Consider the following 16,144-nt stretch of genomic DNA (forward strand, 5'->3'; position numbering starts at 1 on the left):
TGCATCGGTCATGTTATAAAACTTTAAAAAAAAGCCCCTCGTGGGAATTTTATTACCCATCACCCTTGACCGCCTGATCACAGAAACTTTACAACGACGCACCTCGCGAAAACGCGAGCAGAAACACAGCCCCTAGTGAGCCGCCATGTCTCTTCATCCCGTCGTTGCTTCCGTCACAGAGCGCATCATCGAGCGCTCCGCAGTGTCGCGGCGCCGTTATCTCGCCCTGATGGAGCGCAACCGCCAGAAGGGAATATCGCGGCCGCGTCTGGCCTGCGGCAATCTGGCCCATGCCCTGGCAGCGTCAGGTGAGGACAAGGCGCGCCTCATGCGAGGCGGTGGCGTGAATCTCGGCGTCATCACAAGCTATAACGACATGCTCTCGGCGCATCAGCCCTATGCGCGCTATCCGGACCAGATGAAGCTCTTCGCCCGCGAAGTGGGGGCAACAGTGCAGGTTGCCGGGGGTGTGCCGGCCATGTGCGACGGCGTGACGCAGGGGCAGGAGGGTATGGAGCTCTCCCTGCTGTCACGTGACAATATCGCCATGGGAACGGCGATTGGTCTGAGCCATGGCATGTTCGAGGGCGTGGCGCTTCTCGGAATCTGTGACAAGATCGTGCCGGGGCTGCTCATGGGCGCGTTGCGCTTCGGCCATCTGCCCACCTTGCTCGTTCCGGCAGGACCGATGACGTCTGGCCTGCCGAACAAGGAAAAGCAGCGTGTCCGCCAGCTTTATGCAGAAGGAAAAGTTGATTCGAGCGCCTTGATGGAGGCCGAAGCCGCTTCCTATCACAGCGCAGGCACCTGCACGTTCTATGGTACGGCCAATACCAACCAGATGATGGTCGAACTCATGGGGCTGATGCTCCCGGATTCAGCCTTCTGGAACCCGAACAGCCGTATCCGTCAGGCACTTAACCGCAAGGCTGTACATCGTCTGGTCGAGATCGCGCGTCCCGGTGAGGATCACCGACCGCTCGCCCATCTTGTCGATGAAAAGGCGATCGTGAATGCAGCGGTTGGTCTTCTGGCAACGGGGGGGTCGACCAACCACGCCATCCATCTTCCGGCCATTGCCCGCGCTGCAGGTATCTGCATCGACTGGAGTGATCTCGACGAGCTCTCTTCCGCTATACCACTGCTCACCCGCGCCTATCCGAACGGATCGGCTGACGTGAACGCCATGCAGGAAGCAGGCGGTCTGCCCACGCTCATTGCAGCGCTGTGCGATGGGGGCATGCTGCATCAGGACATCCTGACCGTTTCGAAGGGCGGATTTGCCGATTATGCGTGTCGTGCCCGGCTTGAGGGTGAAGCCCTGCTTTACAGCGCGGCGCGTGCCTCTGCCGATCGCGGCGTGCTGCGCGACACGAAGGACCCTTTCCGCAAGGACGGTGGCATGCGCCTCGTTCAGGGATCGCTCGGCAGAGGGATCTACAAGACGAGCGCTGTGGACGACGATCGTCAGACTATCGAAGCGCCCGCGGCAGTATTTCATACCCAGGAAGACGTCATCACCGCCTTCAAGGCAGGCAAGCTCAATCGCGATGTGATTGTGGTTGTTCGCTTTCAGGGGCCGGATGCCAATGGCATGCCCGAGCTGCATCGCCTGACACCGACCCTGGCCGTGCTGCAGGACAAGGGCTACCGCGTCGCCCTTCTGACAGACGGACGCATGTCTGGCGCAAGCGGAAAGGTGCCAGCAGCCATTCATATCTGCCCGGAAGCCCAATCCGGCGGCCCGATCGCTCTTATCAAAGACGGAGATATGCTGCGCATCTGCGCCCGTCGGGGCGAGATTGAAGCGCTGGTCGATCCTGCGATATGGGAGCGCCGCAAACCCGCATCACCGCCATTGCCGGGGGCAGGGACGGGACGTGAGCTGTTCACGCTGATGCGCAGCCGCTCGGACAGTGCGGAAAAGGGCGGTTCGGCCATGCTCGCGGCTTTGGAAGACGTGATGGATTGTCACGGCGCGGAACTCGATAAGGAAGATATTCATGCTCGACACGACATTGCTGGACGCCGTGATGACACGATGCCCGGTCATACCGGTTCTGGTCATTCCGGATCTGTCTCTGGCACGCCCGATCGCGCAGGCGCTGGTCGCGGGCGGGTTGACCACGCTTGAGGTAACCCTCCGCACCGATTGCGCCCTTGAGGCCATTCGCGAGATGTCGAAGGTCGAGGGCGCTCATGTTGGCGCAGGAACCGTGCTGAATGGTGATGATCTGGCGCGCGCGACCGAGGCTGGTGCCCAGTTCATCGTCAGCCCCGGCCTGACGGCAGAAGTGGCCGCTGCAGCACAGCGTCATGATGTGCCGCTTCTGCCTGGCGTGGCCAATGCGGGTGACATCATGCGCGGCCTTGATCTGGGGCTGAGCCGGTTCAAGTTCTTCCCGGCCATGGCCAATGGCGGTCTGCCCGCGCTCAAGGCTCTTGCCTCGGTTTTCGGCAAGGTGAAGTTCTGCCCGACAGGTGGAATCAGTGAAGACAATGCAGCCGAATGGCTGGCAGAGCCTGCCGTGACTTGCGTCGGGGGTTCCTGGCTGACGAGCGGTCAGTTCGATGCCGACGCCGTTGAATCCCGGGCTCATCGCGCTGCGCATATCGGTCGCTGAAAACCGGGCTGCTTTCTCAACCGCGGGGAAGATCCCTCCCGCGGTTGAAATAACCGCCGCCATTCACACGTCACCTCGGACGGTTTTTCGGGGCGATAGCGATCAAATTTCATGGGTCCCCGATGACGACCGGGTTTCGCTAATTTAAGTTTTATGATCGTGGCAATTGCAAGTCTGAGCAAAAGCGCCGAATAGATTCCGATGTGTCAGCATTGCGCCCTTAACGAATCTCAAGGTAGCGCAGCGCAAGTATGACTAAACAGGGGCGCTCTTTCTTCGGGCTTGCGGGCGTCATCGTCCTTGCAATGACCACCGAATTAAACGAGCAGGTCTCCTCCCAGTCTTTGCCAGATATCCTCGGTGGGCTGGGTATCAGTCATGACGCAGGTACCTGGTTCAACAGCCTTTATCTGTCCGCCGAGATTTTCGGCATGTCACTCGCGCCCTGGCTTGCGCTGACGTTCAGTGTCAGGCGGTTTGCAGTTTGCGTGGCGATGACTGCCAGCCTTTCCGCATCGCTGATACCCTTTACCGATAATCTGACCCTTCTTTATATGCTTCGCATGACCGAGGGGCTGGCGGGCGGCTTCGCTATTCCGCTTGTGCTCATGATCGCCTTGAGGGTACTCGCGCCTCCCATCAGGCTCTATGGACTCGCTGCCTATTCGCTCACGGCAACCTTCTTTCCCAATCTCAGCACAGCGCTTGCTGGTCTTTGGACAGATCTGGTCGACTGGCGTTTTGTGTTCTGGCAGGCCGTGCCTTTTGGCAGTCTGGCCGCCTCGCTTTTGTGGTATGGCATAGCGCCGGAAAGGCCAAATTACCGCCGTTTTGCCCGTTTCGACTGGAAAGGCGCTCTGCTGATCCTGTTCGGCTTTGGAGCGCTCTCAACGGTGCTGCAACAAGGTGACCGCTTTGACTGGTTCAATTCGCCAGCAATCTGTGTGCTCTGCCTTATTGCAGCTATCTGCCTGCCACTGCTGGTCTATAATGAATGGCATCAGCATACGCCGCTTTTTCGGTTCCAGCTTCTGGGCCGGCGTAACTTCGCCTATGGGGCGTCAACCCTGCTCATCTTTCTCGTCGTGTCTCTAGCATCATCGACCTTGCCCGCGACCTTTCTTCAGGAGGTTGCCGGATACAGGCCGGAACAGATCTATCTTGTGACCCTCGAGATCGCCTGTATCCAGCTTGTGATGCTGCCTCTCATGGCGGTCGTCCTGAACAGCAAATCGGTTGATAGCCGTGTGGTCAGTCTGCTTGGCATGATGCTGATCCTGATGGCCTGCGCTGGCGACAGCTTCATGACCGTGGGATGGAACCGGAACGAGTTCTATCTGTGGCAGATCTTCATGGGAGCAGGCGAGGCCATGATTGTGATGCCACTTCTGATGATGTCGACCAATTCGCTCGTTCCAGCCGAGGGGCCATTTGCCGCGGCCATGGTCAATACGCCGCGCGCTGTCGCGCAGGCGATCGGGATCTGGCTTTTGCAGTTGATTCATCGCTGGCGAGGCGGACTGCATTCGAACCGCCTGACCGACCGTATCGGTGTTGATCGTTATCGGACGTTTCAGGCCAATGCGCTCCCGTTGCAGAAGCCGGCGCCGCTTCTGCCGGATGGCACACCCCGAAGCGGTGACTCGCTTGTGACGTTCAAGTCGCAACTGGCACATCAGACAACAGTTCTCGAATTATCTGACGCCTACATGATCATTGCGGCTATTACGGTTTGTCTGATGATATCGGTGCTGTTCCTGCCGCAACGTACATTTCCCCCCCGTCTCATGTTTATAAAGAAACAATCCTGAGCCATGGCCTTCGACGATCAAGAGAGCAAACCGGCCAAGTGGCCTTTCGTTGTGACAGCCCTCGTCATCCTGGTGTTTAGCGGGGTCATTCTGGGTATCGTCTTTTTGCCGACGCGGCATGTCTGGACGAATGATGCCTATGTGAGTGCCCATTATGCGACGATAGCCCCCCGTATACCTGGCCAGATTATTGAAGTGCTCGTCGATGACAATCAGAGCGTGAAGGCGGGGCAGGTACTGGCGCGGCTTGATCCACGGGATTACGAAACTGCTCTTATGCGCAGCAAGGCGCAGCTTGTTCACGACGCGGCCCTGGTCAGCGATGCGCAGGCCAGTGTCGAGCGTCAGCCGAGCATGATCGAGGAAAGCAAGGCTGAGGCGGGCCGCATCAGCGCCCAGCTCGTCTATGCCCGCCAGAATGCCCAGCGTTATCACAATCTGGCCCAGACAGGGGCGGGTTCGAATCAGGAGCGGCAGCTGACCGACGCTTCCATGAGAGAGATGGAAGCCAATCTGCGCAGTATGAACGCACGCATTGTCGCGGCAGAGGCGGAACTTCCCATTCTCCGGGCACGCCATGACGCTGCACTCAAGACCCTCGAGATAGACAGGGCAGTCATCAAGCAGGACGAGCTCAACCTGTCTTATACGGACATACGCGCACCGTTCGATGGTATGGTTGGGGAAAAGACGGTGCAGAGTGGTAATTACGTTGCGCCAGGCGCCGCCCTGATGGCGGTGGTCCCTATGGACCAGCTCTGGATCATGGCGAATTATCGCGAGATCGCGCTGCGGCATATGCGGCCGGGCCAGCACGCCCGCATTCATGTCGACGCCTATAACATGGATCTGGACGGGATTGTCGACAGTATCCCTCCTGCCTCGGGAGCGGCATTCGCGCCGATTGCTCCGGAAAACGCGACGGGTAATTTTACCAAGATTGTCCAGCGCCTGCCGGTCAAGATCATCGTCTCGCCGGGTCAGCCACTCGCAAAACTTCTCCGTATGGGCTTCTCCGTCGAGACCAGTGTCGATACGCAGCTCGAAAATGTGGTGGACGAACAGCAGCACAGCGCAACGGGAATCACTGCACGATGAAATGTGCTGCCTGCATCGCCGCCATAGCGCTCGCTACGACGCTTTTGACCGGATGCACGCTCGGTCCTGACTTCAGGCGACCCGATGTCATCGCGCCAACGCATTACGGGCAGGAACCGCAGGACGTGGCGGGTGGCACCTATGGCGGGCCGGTAGACATCGCCTGGTGGAAGCTGTTCCACGACGATGAACTGAACCGGCTGATCGACCGTCTCGCGGTTCAAAACATCGATCTTCAACGCGGCATGCAGCGTATCGAAGAGGCGCGCTCACAGACCCGTATCGCTGCTGCGCAGGGTTTGCCGAATATGAGCTGGGCGGGTTCCTATACCCGCACCCACCAGAGTTCGACGGGGTTCATTTCCCTGGTGCAGGCGCGGCCGGGCGCGCCCAACGAATATGATTTCTTCCAGAACACGCTTGGCGCCTCATGGGATCTGGATCTCTTCGGGCAGATCCGCAGGGCCGTCGAGGCGCAGCATGCCACGCAGGAAGCCGCTATCGAAGCGCGCCATGGCCTCGCACTGAGCACGCTGGCGACACTCGTCAATTCCTATATGCAGCTCAGAGGCGTTCAGGATCAGATCGCCATCACCGAACGCCACCTGTCGGTAGCTGACCACGACGTATCTCTGGTGGAAACACGTTTTGGCAATGGAGCGGCCACCACGCTCGACCTGGCACAGGCGCGCACAGAGCAGGCCAATACGGCGTCTGCCTTGCCCAATCTGCGTAATGCCGAGAGTGCGCTAATCAACGCCATCGGCTTGCTGCTTGATGAACCGCCGCGCAGTCTTGCCATCGAACTGGCACGGCGTGAGGGAGCAATGCCGATTGTTGTACCCGCGGCGCCCATCGGTCTGCCTTCGTCTCTCGCACGCAGACGCCCTGATATCCGTGAGGCCGAGGCCCGCCTTCACGCCGCTACTGCCGGCGTAGGTGTCGCGATTGCCGCTTTCTACCCCGATATCACCCTGACCGGGCAGATGGGCACGCAGACACTGTCGGCCGCGAATTTCTTCTCTCTGCCTTCTCGGCAGTTTGCTACGGGGCCGACGCTTTCAGTACCGCTCTTCGAAGGGGGGCGCCTGCGCGGCACTCTTGCTCTGCGGAAAGCCGAACAGAAAGACGCTGCGCTCGCTTTTCACCAGACGGTCATGACCGCCTGGAATGAGGTAGATAACGCGTTGACTGCCTATGCGCAGGCCCAGAAGCGTCTCGTCCAGACTGAAATCGCCTGGCAGGAAAGCCGCAAGGCCGTGTCGATCGCTCAGCAGCAATATCGAGAAGGTGCGGTAGATTTCCTGCAGGTCGACACAGCTGAAAGCGCAGCTCTGGAGGCGGAGGCGAATTTCTCTGCCAACCGTATCCAGATCGCGACGTCGTTCGTCTCCCTTTATCGGGCGCTGGGCGGAGGATGGGAATATGCCGCGTTTACTGAGAAGAATGCCCCAACAGGCTCTAATTGAAGGATTGTTCTATCCTGAGGGCTGACTGCGCTCTTTCGACCGGACACGAAGATCATCAGATAGACCGTCGATCTTGAATGTTCTTAAAAATCGGTGCAGTTGAGACCTCGGAGCTCGAACCTGGGGAGAGTCGACTTCGGAGCGTAAAAAACTCAGCCGTAGAATCAAGAGGATAGACGAGAGTCTCAAAGTAATGTCATAAGGCGGCATGATCGGACGTTCTCATATCGTTCTTGGTGTCGCTTCCGCCATCACAGTGTCGTCCATGGGCTACGTGCCTCTGTCTTTTCTGAGCCTGTGCGCAGCCGGGCTTGGCAGCCTTGCCCCTGATCTGGACACGGAGAGATCGCTCCTCGGTTGCCGTATGGTGTGGCTCTCCCGACCACTTTCGCGGCTGTGCGGCCATCGTACCGTCACGCACTCCTTTTTCGTGCCATTGCTCATCGCCTGGGGTCTTGCGCACTTTCAGGGAATGGGATCACTCCATTCGCCATGGGGAGCCTTCCTGGTCGGATATGTGAGCCATATCGTCGCCGATCTGATGACTGGCGGTTGCTGGGCGCTCTATCCCTTGTCGAAAAACAGGGTATCTCTCTGGCCCTACGCCAAGACAGGCAGTTTCAGGGAGTATCTCCTTCTTGTCTGCTGCCTGGGGCTGCTGAGCTGCGTGACCTATCATTATCTGTCCCGTAATCTGCTTCATGACGGTTCGAGAGCGTCGCAGCACGCCTTCATTGCCTAATCGGGCGCAGGGAACTAAGAGCAGCACAGAAAATAAGCCATTCTGGAGCCCGTCATGTCCTCTCCCGATCGTCTGCCCATTCGCCGGGCGCTTCTCTCCGTTTCAGACAAGGCGGGGCTGATCACGCTCGGCAAGGCGCTGGTCGCGCAAGGAGCCCAGCTCCTCTCGACCGGCGGCTCGGCCAAGGCGCTGCGCGAGGCGGGTCTGGATGTGACGGATGTGTCCGACCATACGGGCTTTCCGGAAATACTGGATGGCCGCGTCAAGACGCTTGTGCCCCAGATCCATGGCGGTATTCTCGGTCGTCGCGATCTCGCATCGCATCTCGCCCAGATGGATGAGCATCAGATTGCGCCGATCGATCTCGTTTGCGTCAATCTCTATCCTTTCGCTGCCACGGTCGCCTCTGGTGCCGGTGCCGAAGACTGCATCGAGAATATCGATATTGGTGGGCCAGCGCTTATCCGTGCTGCAGCCAAAAACCATGATCATGTCGTGATCCTGACCGAGCCAGCACAATATGACGCGCTCATTGCCTCGCTGGCGCAGGGTGGATCGACCCTGGCCGAGCGTCAGCTCTGGGCTGGCGCAGCCTACGCTCACACAGCTGCCTATGACGCGATGATCGCTTCTTGGTTTGCCGGTCAGCGCGGCGAGGCCCTGCCTGAAACCATGACGCTGAGCGGTTCACGGCGCGAATTGCTGCGCTACGGCGAGAACCCGCATCAGAACGCGGCTTTCTATGTCACCGCCGAGAAGCGCTATGGCATTGCGACAGCCACCCAGATTCAGGGCAAGGCGCTCAGCTATAACAACCTCAATGACACGGATGCCGCGTTCGAGGCCGTTGCAGAGTTCGACAAGCCGAGTGTCGTCATCGTGAAACATGCCAACCCCTGCGGTGTCGCGAGCGCTGAGACGCTCGAATCCGCCTGGAAATCCGCCCTGAAATGCGACCCGGTTTCGGCCTTCGGTGGCATCGTGGCCCTCAATCGCCCGCTGGATGAAGCAACAGCAGAGCAGATCGCGACAATCTTCACCGAGGTGATCGTCGCGCCCGACGCGACAGAAGGCGCGAAAGCCGTTCTGAGCCGCAAGAAGAACCTGCGCCTTCTGCTGACCGGCGGCGTTCCTTCGGCGACTTCTGAAGGGCTCACATTCAAATCCGTTGCTGGTGGCTTCCTCGCGCAAAGCCGGGATGCAGGGCAGGTGACCGTGGCCGATCTGCGCGTCGTGACCAAACGTGCGCCGACAGATGCCGAAATGGCCGATCTGCTCTTCGCGTTCCGTGTGGCCAAACACGTCAAGTCGAACGCCGTCATCTACGCCAAGGACCGCGCAACGGTTGGTATCGGTGCGGGTCAGATGTCGCGTGTCGACTCAGCGCGTATTGCGGCACGAAAAAGCCTGGACGCTGCCGAAGCAGCAGGCGAGAGCGTGGCCCTGACGCAGGGTTCTGTTGCCGCATCCGACGCCTTCTTCCCGTTTGCTGATGGGCTTGAGAGCGTGATTGCTGCGGGTGCGGTCGCCGTCATCCAGCCGGGCGGATCGATCCGCGATCAGGAAGTGATCGATGCGGCCGATGCGGCAGGCATTGCCATGGTGTTCACAGGTATGCGCCATTTCCGTCACTGACGGTCACGTCGTTACAGCGAAACAGGAGGGCAGAATGGGTAATCGCTTGCAGAGACTTTGTGCATCGATAGGGCTCGCTGCCCTTCTGGGCGGATTTTCGGATGTCGCTTCGGCCGCGACCACTCCGCCTGCCGACACGGCTCCGTCCGGTAATTGCGTTTTTGATCTGGGCAATCTGCCGCGCTTTTCAGGCAAGATCGAGCGTCTGCTGCCCGGCACGCAGGGGGATGCTGTCGGGGCCCTCCTGACAGATGGCACAGAGGTCGAGATGCCCCCCGGCCTTGCGGCACAGGACCATCACTTGCGTGCCGGGGTCGTACTGGTCGTAAAAGGACTGGCTGCGCCCTCGCTTCATCTTGTGCGTGCGCTCGCGCTCAGCAGTAAGGCTGACCTTTGTGCCGCGCCCATGCCTGAACTTGTGACATCAGCCCCGCCAGCCAATGCGGAAGGCCGCATTGTCAGGCTGCTGCATGACGGTGATGGTGCCTTGAATGGCGCTGTGCTGAATACAGGCACGGTGCTGCGCGTACCCGCGTCAGGTGCCCGCACTAATTTTCTCAGGCTTGGGGCGCCGATCTACACTGAAGGCTATGGTTATCAGACGGCTTTCGGCAAGCTTGTGGTTGCGCGTCGTCTTGGGCCTGACCGCCTGCAGGCGATCCACGTGTCTGACGAACCGCTCATCCCGCGCGGCGCTCCGCCGGGCTCGACAGGTTACGACCAGATCGAGGCGCCGGGCGGCACGGAATAGGATTTCAGCTACCCCGCCCGATATAGGGGGCGGGGTGCTGTTGCTCAGACGATATCTGACTCGCGCAGGGCCAACGTGAGACAGGGTGAAAGTGGCAGGATGGGCGCTACCGTCGCCTGAAAAGCGTGATAGAGATCGGCCTTGTCGGCATAGACTTCGCCCGAGATACGCCCATTGGCGTCGACTTCGTTACGCCAGCCGCCGTGTTCGTGATCGATCAGCGCCTCGGCGATATAATCCCAAAGCTTGCGATACCATGTCTCATAGGCCGGGCTGCCTGTGCGCTTGAGCAGGTTGACCGCAGCCGTGACAGCTTCGGCCTGTACCCAGTGGGCGCGCACGGTCACGTGCGGTTTGTGATCCCAGTCGATGGTATAGATCATTCCTGGCTTGCCATCCGCTGCCCAGCCATAGCGCAGGGCTGAGTCGAGCAGCGCTCGCGAATCATGAAGCATCCATCCCGGCGCCACGCCATCGCGACGAAGCAGAGCCGCTTCAACCTTGACGGTCAGATGCGCCCATTCGGCGAAATGCCCGGGTGTCATACCGTAAGGGCGCAGTGAATCTGTTGGTTTGTCCTTGTTGTAATCGCGCAGCAGGACCCAGTCGCGATTGAAGTGCTCGGGCATGCAGTAATCGTGAGACCCTGCAATTTCATGGACGAAGCGATGGACGATACGATGGGCACGCTTGAGCCATTCGTCATTGCCTGTGATGTCCGCGAGCGCGAGGCAGGCTTCGGTCGAATGCATATTGGCATTCGCCCCTCGATAATCTTCTTCATCGCTCCAGTCACGCGCGAAGCTCTCGCGCATTACGCCTTCTTCTTCAGACCAGTAATGCGTCTCAAGAATTTCGGTCGCAAGGGAGAGCAGCTTTTCGCCCCCCTCAACACCAAGCAGTGTTGCTGACGACCCGGCGAGTGCGACAAAAGCATGCAGATAGGCCTGCTTACGGTTATCCGGTGCCGATGGTGTTTCAAACCAGCCGCCATGATCCTTGTCATGGAGCGGGCCAAGCAGGGCCGCGACGCCGTGCTGAACCAGCGGCAGACAGCCGGGGATGCCCTGCAGTGTCGCCATTGAGAAAGCATGAACCATTCGCGCGGTCAGGATACCATCCGGCTGCGCATCCCTGGGCAGAGAGCCATCACGCCCCAGAGCGCCGAAGCCGCCCTCCATACGTGAGGCCTGGGCAAAACGCAGGAGACGGCGTCCTTCTGCTGCGAGCCAGAGGCGATGGGCGGAGCGTCGAACCCAGCTTGTCTCAGGCAGAAGCATGGGGGAGAGTAGATCGGTCATCGTGCCATCCTGTCGTACTGTCGTTTTGATCAACACGCAGAGAGGGCGGCGGGGTTTCGGTTTGATTGTTCGATTGACTGCCCCGGCTCCTTGCACGGGTTATTTACCATCAATGAGTCAAAATAATTCATCATCATTTTTGAGTAGGCAAGCATGATCCGGGCAGTGCTATGACCACCAATCGAAGACTGTCGCCGCTGGAGTATTCAGCAGTGACAGCGATCACTCGCTATTCAGAGACTATCGAGCAGGACAATAAGAAAAATCATGGCGCAATCGAAAACTCCCAATGCTCAGGACCTCTCAAGTTTCGGCAAGCTCCCTCTCGCTGTTGCCCGAAACAAGGGAATCTGGCCACCAGCGCGTTATCAGCATGTTCTGGTCGCATGCGCGCGCTGGGAGAACGATAGCGTCGTCGAGTGGCTGAGTTATCATCGCTCGATCGGTTTTGATCACGTCTATCTCTACTGCAACGATGATGACCCCTCGGGGCTTTACGAGGCTGTGCTTCCCTTCCTGCAGGGAGAGACGCCTTTCGTGACTTTTCGTCATTATCGTTATCAGGGCGAGCAACTGCAGATGTACCGCCATTTCCTCAGGCATTATGCCCAAGAGACGAAATGGCTGATGTTCCTCGATCTCGACGAATTCGTGTGCCTGCCCGGCAGTAATGATATCGCCAGTGTCAGCGCCCGCTTCGGGGCGGACCACGATGCCATTTATCTGAACTGGTGCGGCTACGGCCATTCTGGCCATAGTCAGCGGCCCGCAGATGGTATCCTGCGCAACTACACAAAGCGCGAAGTCGGCGCGTCGCCTCTCACAAAGATCCTCGCAAAGACGGGGGCCGTTTCCTACCGGCTGTCTTATGATAACCCGCTTGTGGGCATCCATCACGATCTGTTTGCTCTGGGGGCGCCTTTGCGTGCCTGCAACATGCTCGGTGAATCGATGGAGGGATATTATGATAATTTTCCCGAGAATGCCTGGGCGTTTCTGAATGCCGATAACCGACGCGTGCGGTTGGTCGAAGCGGGCTATATCGCCCATTTCAACATTCGCTCCGAGGAGGATTTTGCGCGCAGGATAGAGCGGGGATGCAAGGGGGATTTCAGCGCCCAGACTCATTGGCGTGACCGGAATACCGATGAGCGCCTGGCCTATCATGCCGACACAAATGCGGTGACCGATCTCTATCTGAGCAATTACTGGAAGTCGCTCATCGATAAGGGTTTGAAAACAACCCTCATCCCGGGTTCGGTATGGCCACTGCTTTCGGTCGGCAAGCGCGCGACGCAGAGTTCCACGCTTCATGACGGCTCACGCGACGAAGACGCCTGTCGCGCTGTCTCGGGACGCCTGACAGGTCACCCGCAGCACCATACGGCGCTGCAGGATAATCCCTGGTGGATGGTCGATCTGGGCGAACTCAGCCATATTCATGAGATCATGATCTTCAACCGCCTTGATGGCGCGATGGAGCGGTTGGGAAGCTTCAAGGTCGAAGTCTCTCATGACCGTTTCTTCTGGAACACGATCATCGATCGTCAGAACGGGCCGCTCTTCGGTGGTCTCGATGGCACCCCGTTCGACTGGCGCGATGACGCTGGCGTTCTCGGGCGCTTTGTAAGGGTCACGGTGCCGGGAACGCAGGTCTATCTGCAAACCGATCAGATCGAGATCTACGGACGACCGTTCTCGCTTGCGGAGTTCGAACAAAATCGCAACGCGGCCTCGGCCTGATCTTTCCGAAGCCATGGCGTATTCCCTTCCCGAAGGGGGTACGCCATGACCGCCTGCCAATAGCCAGGTCGGTTTCTGCCCATTATTTCGTATGCCCACCCTTGGCATTTGAAACAATGCTCCCATGTTCAAATCATGACAGAACGAGAACTGCCATAATGGGGTTCGCGTCGTCGCAACTGGCCGCCTTCATGGGGCATGGGAGCATTGAGAAATTATGAATATTGAGAAATTTACTGAACGTAGCCGCGGATTTCTTCAGGCTGCGTCGACGATCGCCCTTCGCGACTACCATCAGCAACTGACGCCAGAGCATCTGCTCAAGGCCCTGCTTGACGACCCCGAAGGCGCTGCCTCGGGTCTCATACGCGCTGCGGGCGGCGACCCCGAGATCGTTCGCAAGGCCAATGACGCCGCGCTTGCCCGTCTGCCAAAAGTTCAGGGCGGCGGCGCAGGCCAGCCTCAGGCTACCCCGGACCTCGTGCGCGCGCTCGACACTGCCGAGCAGGACGCCCAGCGCGCAGGCGACAGCTTTGTTGCGCAGGACAGGGTTCTCGTCGCTCTTGCTGGCACGAAATCGGCAGCAGGGCAGGCACTTGCAGAAGGCAAGGCCGATGCCAAGGCGCTGGAGCGTGCCGTTGCCCAGCTGCGCAAGGGCCGCGTGGTCGATAGCGCCAATGCAGAGGCCGGTCTTGACGCGCTCAAGAAATATGCCCGTGACGTCACGGCGGTGGCGCAGTCGGGAAAGCTCGATCCGGTGATCGGCCGTGATGAGGAAATCCGACGCGCTATTCAGGTCCTTGCTCGCCGCACCAAGAACAATCCCGTGCTCATTGGCGAGCCTGGCGTCGGCAAAACGGCTATCGTCGAGGGGCTGGCTTTGCGCATCGTCAATGGCGACGTGCCGGAAGCCCTGCGCAACAAGAAGCTGCTCTCGCTCGACATGGGCGCACTCGTTGCTGGTGCAAAATACCGGGGTGAATTCGAAGAGCGCCTGAAGGCCGTCCTCAAGGAGATTGAGAGCGCCGAAGGCCAGGTCATCCTGTTCATCGACGAGATGCATACGCTGGTCGGTGCGGGGCGCTCTGACGGCGCCATGGATGCCTCCAACCTGATCAAACCGGAACTCGCCCGTGGCGTGCTGCACTGCATCGGTGCGACGACGCTGGATGAATATCGCAAATATATTGAGAAGGACGCAGCACTTGCCCGGCGCTTCCAGCCTGTTTTCGTAGGTGAGCCCTCGGTTGCCGATACGATCTCGATCCTGCGTGGGATCAAGGAAAAATACGAGCTGCATCACGGTGTGCGTATCACCGATGGTGCACTCGTAGCGGCAGCAACCCTGTCCAATCGCTACATCACAGACCGGTTCCTGCCTGACAAGGCAATCGATCTCGTCGATGAGGCGGCAAGTCGTCTGCGCATGCAGATCGACAGCAAGCCTGAAGCACTGGATGAACTCGACAGGCGTATCATCCAGCTCAAGATCGAGCGTGAGGCAATCCGCAAGGAGGAAGACAGTGCAAGCCGCGAGCGTCTGGTGAAGCTCGAGGTCGAACTGGCCGATCTGCAGGAGCAGTCCGACACGCTGGGTGCGGCTTGGCATGCCGAGAAGGATCGCGTCAACGCAATCCAGAAGCTCAAGGAGCAGCTGGACCAGGCGCGTTCGGAAGTCGATGTGGCCCAGCGCAAGGGTGATCTCGGCAAGGCATCGGAGCTGATGTACGCGACCATTCCCGGTCTTGAGCGTCAGATCGAGGAATCCCAGCAGCGCGAGCAGAAGGATGCCGATCAGGCCGGTCTGTTCAGCGAAGCCGTGACCGATCAGGGCATCGCCGCCGTTGTGTCGCGCTGGACGGGCGTCCCGGTTGATCGCATGCTCGAAGGTGAGCGCGCCAAGCTGGTCAGAATGGAGGACTCGCTGCGCGAGCGTGTAGTGGGTCAGGAAGCCGCACTCAAGGCTGTGTCGAATGCTGTGCGCCGCGCGCGCGCCGGGCTGCAGGACCCTAACCGCCCGATCGGGTCCTTCCTGTTTCTCGGGCCGACCGGTGTAGGCAAGACCGAGCTTGCGAAGGCACTGGCCCAGTTCCTCTTTGACGATGATCGCGCCATGCTTCGCGTCGATATGAGCGAGTTCATGGAGAAACACGCCGTATCCCGTCTCGTCGGCGCGCCCCCGGGCTATGTCGGCTATGAGGAAGGGGGTGTGCTGACAGAGGCCGTGCGCCGCAGACCCTATCAGGTGATCTTGTTCGACGAAGTTGAGAAAGCGCATGAGGATGTCTTCAACATCCTGCTTCAGGTGCTTGATGACGGGCGGTTGACTGACGGGCAGGGCCGTGTGGTGGACTTCCGCAACACGATCATCATCCTGACGTCAAATCTGGGTTCGGATATTCTCGCCAATCAGCCGGATGGTGAAAGCGCCGATCTGGTCCAGGCGCAGGTCATGGCCGTGGTGCGCAATCACTTCCGTCCGGAGTTCCTGAACCGACTGGATGAGATCGTTCTCTTCTCGCGTCTGCAGCGCGCAGATATGAGCCGCATTGTCGCCATCCAGCTTAAGAGACTGCGTGGCCTTCTTGAAGAGCGCAAGATCACGCTCGATCTGGATCAGGCCGCAAATGACTGGCTGGCAGAGTCCGGTTACGACCCGGTCTACGGGGCGCGTCCGCTCAAGAGGGTCATCCAGCGCAGTCTGCAGAACACGCTGGCCGGGCTTATCCTTGATGGCTCGATCTTCGATGGCCAGACTGTGCATGTTTCCGCCAATGGCAAGGGGCTGGTCATCAACGGCCAGCAGGCCGAGTTCGACTGATAATCGCTGTTGTCCTGTGATGCCTGCGCAAGGTATCAGCATCAGCAGAAAGGCGTGAGATCTTCGGGTCTCACGCTTTATTTGTCTAGGCTCAAGACCCATTGATTTGGATGGGGAAATCTGATTCAGGCTCTGTGAGGAGACTGAAG

The 16,144-nt window shown here is 59.2% G+C and carries 11 protein-coding genes; 10 read left to right on the forward strand and 1 reads right to left on the reverse strand.

Annotation, left to right across the window (positions count from 1 at the left end; all coding sequences use genetic code 11):
- The first annotated feature begins 145 nt into the window (after nucleotides 1–145).
- The 8 genes from edd to AA105894_RS08245 all read left to right on the forward strand — a co-directional run bounded on the left by edd (nucleotide 146) and on the right by AA105894_RS08245 (nucleotide 10,130).
- Complete coding sequence (gene edd, locus AA105894_RS08210; RefSeq protein ID WP_267311283.1) at nucleotides 146–2,134, forward strand: phosphogluconate dehydratase; 1,989 nt, start codon at nucleotides 146–148, stop codon at nucleotides 2,132–2,134.
- Nucleotides 2,034–2,624 carry a bifunctional 4-hydroxy-2-oxoglutarate aldolase/2-dehydro-3-deoxy-phosphogluconate aldolase gene (gene eda / locus AA105894_RS08215; protein WP_267311297.1) on the forward strand — a complete coding sequence of 197 codons (591 nt, stop codon included), beginning with the start codon at nucleotides 2,034–2,036 and terminating at the stop codon, nucleotides 2,622–2,624. The genes edd and eda overlap by 101 nt, the downstream gene beginning before the upstream one ends.
- A 305-nt stretch (nucleotides 2,625–2,929) precedes the next feature.
- The gene (locus AA105894_RS08220; RefSeq protein ID WP_267311284.1) at nucleotides 2,930–4,435 is read left to right on the forward strand and encodes an MFS transporter; all 1,506 of its coding nucleotides are present in this window, start codon (nucleotides 2,930–2,932) and stop codon (nucleotides 4,433–4,435) included.
- Between the two features lie 3 nt (nucleotides 4,436–4,438).
- Nucleotides 4,439–5,533: an HlyD family secretion protein gene (locus tag AA105894_RS08225; protein WP_267311285.1), complete on the forward strand. Its 1,095-nt coding sequence runs from the start codon at nucleotides 4,439–4,441 to the stop codon at nucleotides 5,531–5,533.
- Complete coding sequence (locus AA105894_RS08230; RefSeq protein ID WP_267311286.1) at nucleotides 5,530–7,002, forward strand: efflux transporter outer membrane subunit; 1,473 nt, start codon at nucleotides 5,530–5,532, stop codon at nucleotides 7,000–7,002. The genes AA105894_RS08225 and AA105894_RS08230 overlap by 4 nt, the downstream gene beginning before the upstream one ends.
- A 208-nt stretch (nucleotides 7,003–7,210) precedes the next feature.
- Complete coding sequence (locus AA105894_RS08235; protein ID WP_267311287.1) at nucleotides 7,211–7,744, forward strand: metal-dependent hydrolase; 534 nt, start codon at nucleotides 7,211–7,213, stop codon at nucleotides 7,742–7,744.
- A gap of 54 nt (nucleotides 7,745–7,798) precedes the next feature.
- A complete protein-coding gene (gene purH, locus AA105894_RS08240) occupies nucleotides 7,799–9,379 on the forward strand; it encodes a bifunctional phosphoribosylaminoimidazolecarboxamide formyltransferase/IMP cyclohydrolase (RefSeq protein WP_267311288.1) in 1,581 nt (526 codons plus the stop codon).
- Nucleotides 9,380–9,413: 34 nt separating this feature from the next.
- Nucleotides 9,414–10,130: a hypothetical protein gene (locus AA105894_RS08245; RefSeq protein WP_267311289.1), complete on the forward strand. Its 717-nt coding sequence runs from the start codon at nucleotides 9,414–9,416 to the stop codon at nucleotides 10,128–10,130.
- Nucleotides 10,131–10,174: 44 nt separating this feature from the next.
- Here AA105894_RS08245 and AA105894_RS08250 read toward each other — a convergent pair whose 3' ends face one another.
- A complete protein-coding gene (locus AA105894_RS08250; RefSeq protein ID WP_267311290.1) occupies nucleotides 10,175–11,431 on the reverse strand; it encodes an AGE family epimerase/isomerase in 1,257 nt (418 codons plus the stop codon).
- 267 nt (nucleotides 11,432–11,698) lie between these two features.
- Here AA105894_RS08250 and AA105894_RS08255 point away from each other — a divergent pair, with 267 nt between their 5' ends.
- Nucleotides 11,699–13,174, forward strand: coding sequence for a glycosyltransferase family 2 protein (locus AA105894_RS08255; protein ID WP_267311291.1), 1,476 nt, complete (start codon nucleotides 11,699–11,701; stop codon nucleotides 13,172–13,174).
- Nucleotides 13,175–13,391: 217 nt separating this feature from the next.
- Complete coding sequence (gene clpB / locus AA105894_RS08260; protein ID WP_267311292.1) at nucleotides 13,392–15,995, forward strand: ATP-dependent chaperone ClpB; 2,604 nt, start codon at nucleotides 13,392–13,394, stop codon at nucleotides 15,993–15,995.
- Nucleotides 15,996–16,144: the final 149 nt, after the last annotated feature.

Source organism: Asaia spathodeae NBRC 105894 (assembly GCF_025994195.1).
GTDB classification, from domain to species: domain Bacteria; phylum Pseudomonadota; class Alphaproteobacteria; order Acetobacterales; family Acetobacteraceae; genus Asaia; species Asaia siamensis.

What these genes read in the sequence shown, in the direction of transcription:
- edd (WP_267311283.1), top strand. Translation starts at nt 146, where the DNA reads ATGTCTCTTCATCCCGTCGTTGCTTCCGTCACAGAGCGCATCATCGAG.
- eda (WP_267311297.1), top strand. Translation starts at nt 2,034, where the DNA reads ATGACACGATGCCCGGTCATACCGGTTCTGGTCATTCCGGATCTGTCT.
- AA105894_RS08220 (WP_267311284.1), top strand. Translation starts at nt 2,930, where the DNA reads ATGACCACCGAATTAAACGAGCAGGTCTCCTCCCAGTCTTTGCCAGAT.
- AA105894_RS08225 (WP_267311285.1), top strand. Translation starts at nt 4,439, where the DNA reads ATGGCCTTCGACGATCAAGAGAGCAAACCGGCCAAGTGGCCTTTCGTT.
- AA105894_RS08230 (WP_267311286.1), top strand. Translation starts at nt 5,530, where the DNA reads ATGAAATGTGCTGCCTGCATCGCCGCCATAGCGCTCGCTACGACGCTT.
- AA105894_RS08235 (WP_267311287.1), top strand. Translation starts at nt 7,211, where the DNA reads ATGATCGGACGTTCTCATATCGTTCTTGGTGTCGCTTCCGCCATCACA.
- purH (WP_267311288.1), top strand. Translation starts at nt 7,799, where the DNA reads ATGTCCTCTCCCGATCGTCTGCCCATTCGCCGGGCGCTTCTCTCCGTT.
- AA105894_RS08245 (WP_267311289.1), top strand. Translation starts at nt 9,414, where the DNA reads ATGGGTAATCGCTTGCAGAGACTTTGTGCATCGATAGGGCTCGCTGCC.
- AA105894_RS08250 (WP_267311290.1), bottom strand. Translation starts at nt 11,431, where the DNA reads ATGACCGATCTACTCTCCCCCATGCTTCTGCCTGAGACAAGCTGGGTT.
- AA105894_RS08255 (WP_267311291.1), top strand. Translation starts at nt 11,699, where the DNA reads ATGGCGCAATCGAAAACTCCCAATGCTCAGGACCTCTCAAGTTTCGGC.
- clpB (WP_267311292.1), top strand. Translation starts at nt 13,392, where the DNA reads ATGAATATTGAGAAATTTACTGAACGTAGCCGCGGATTTCTTCAGGCT.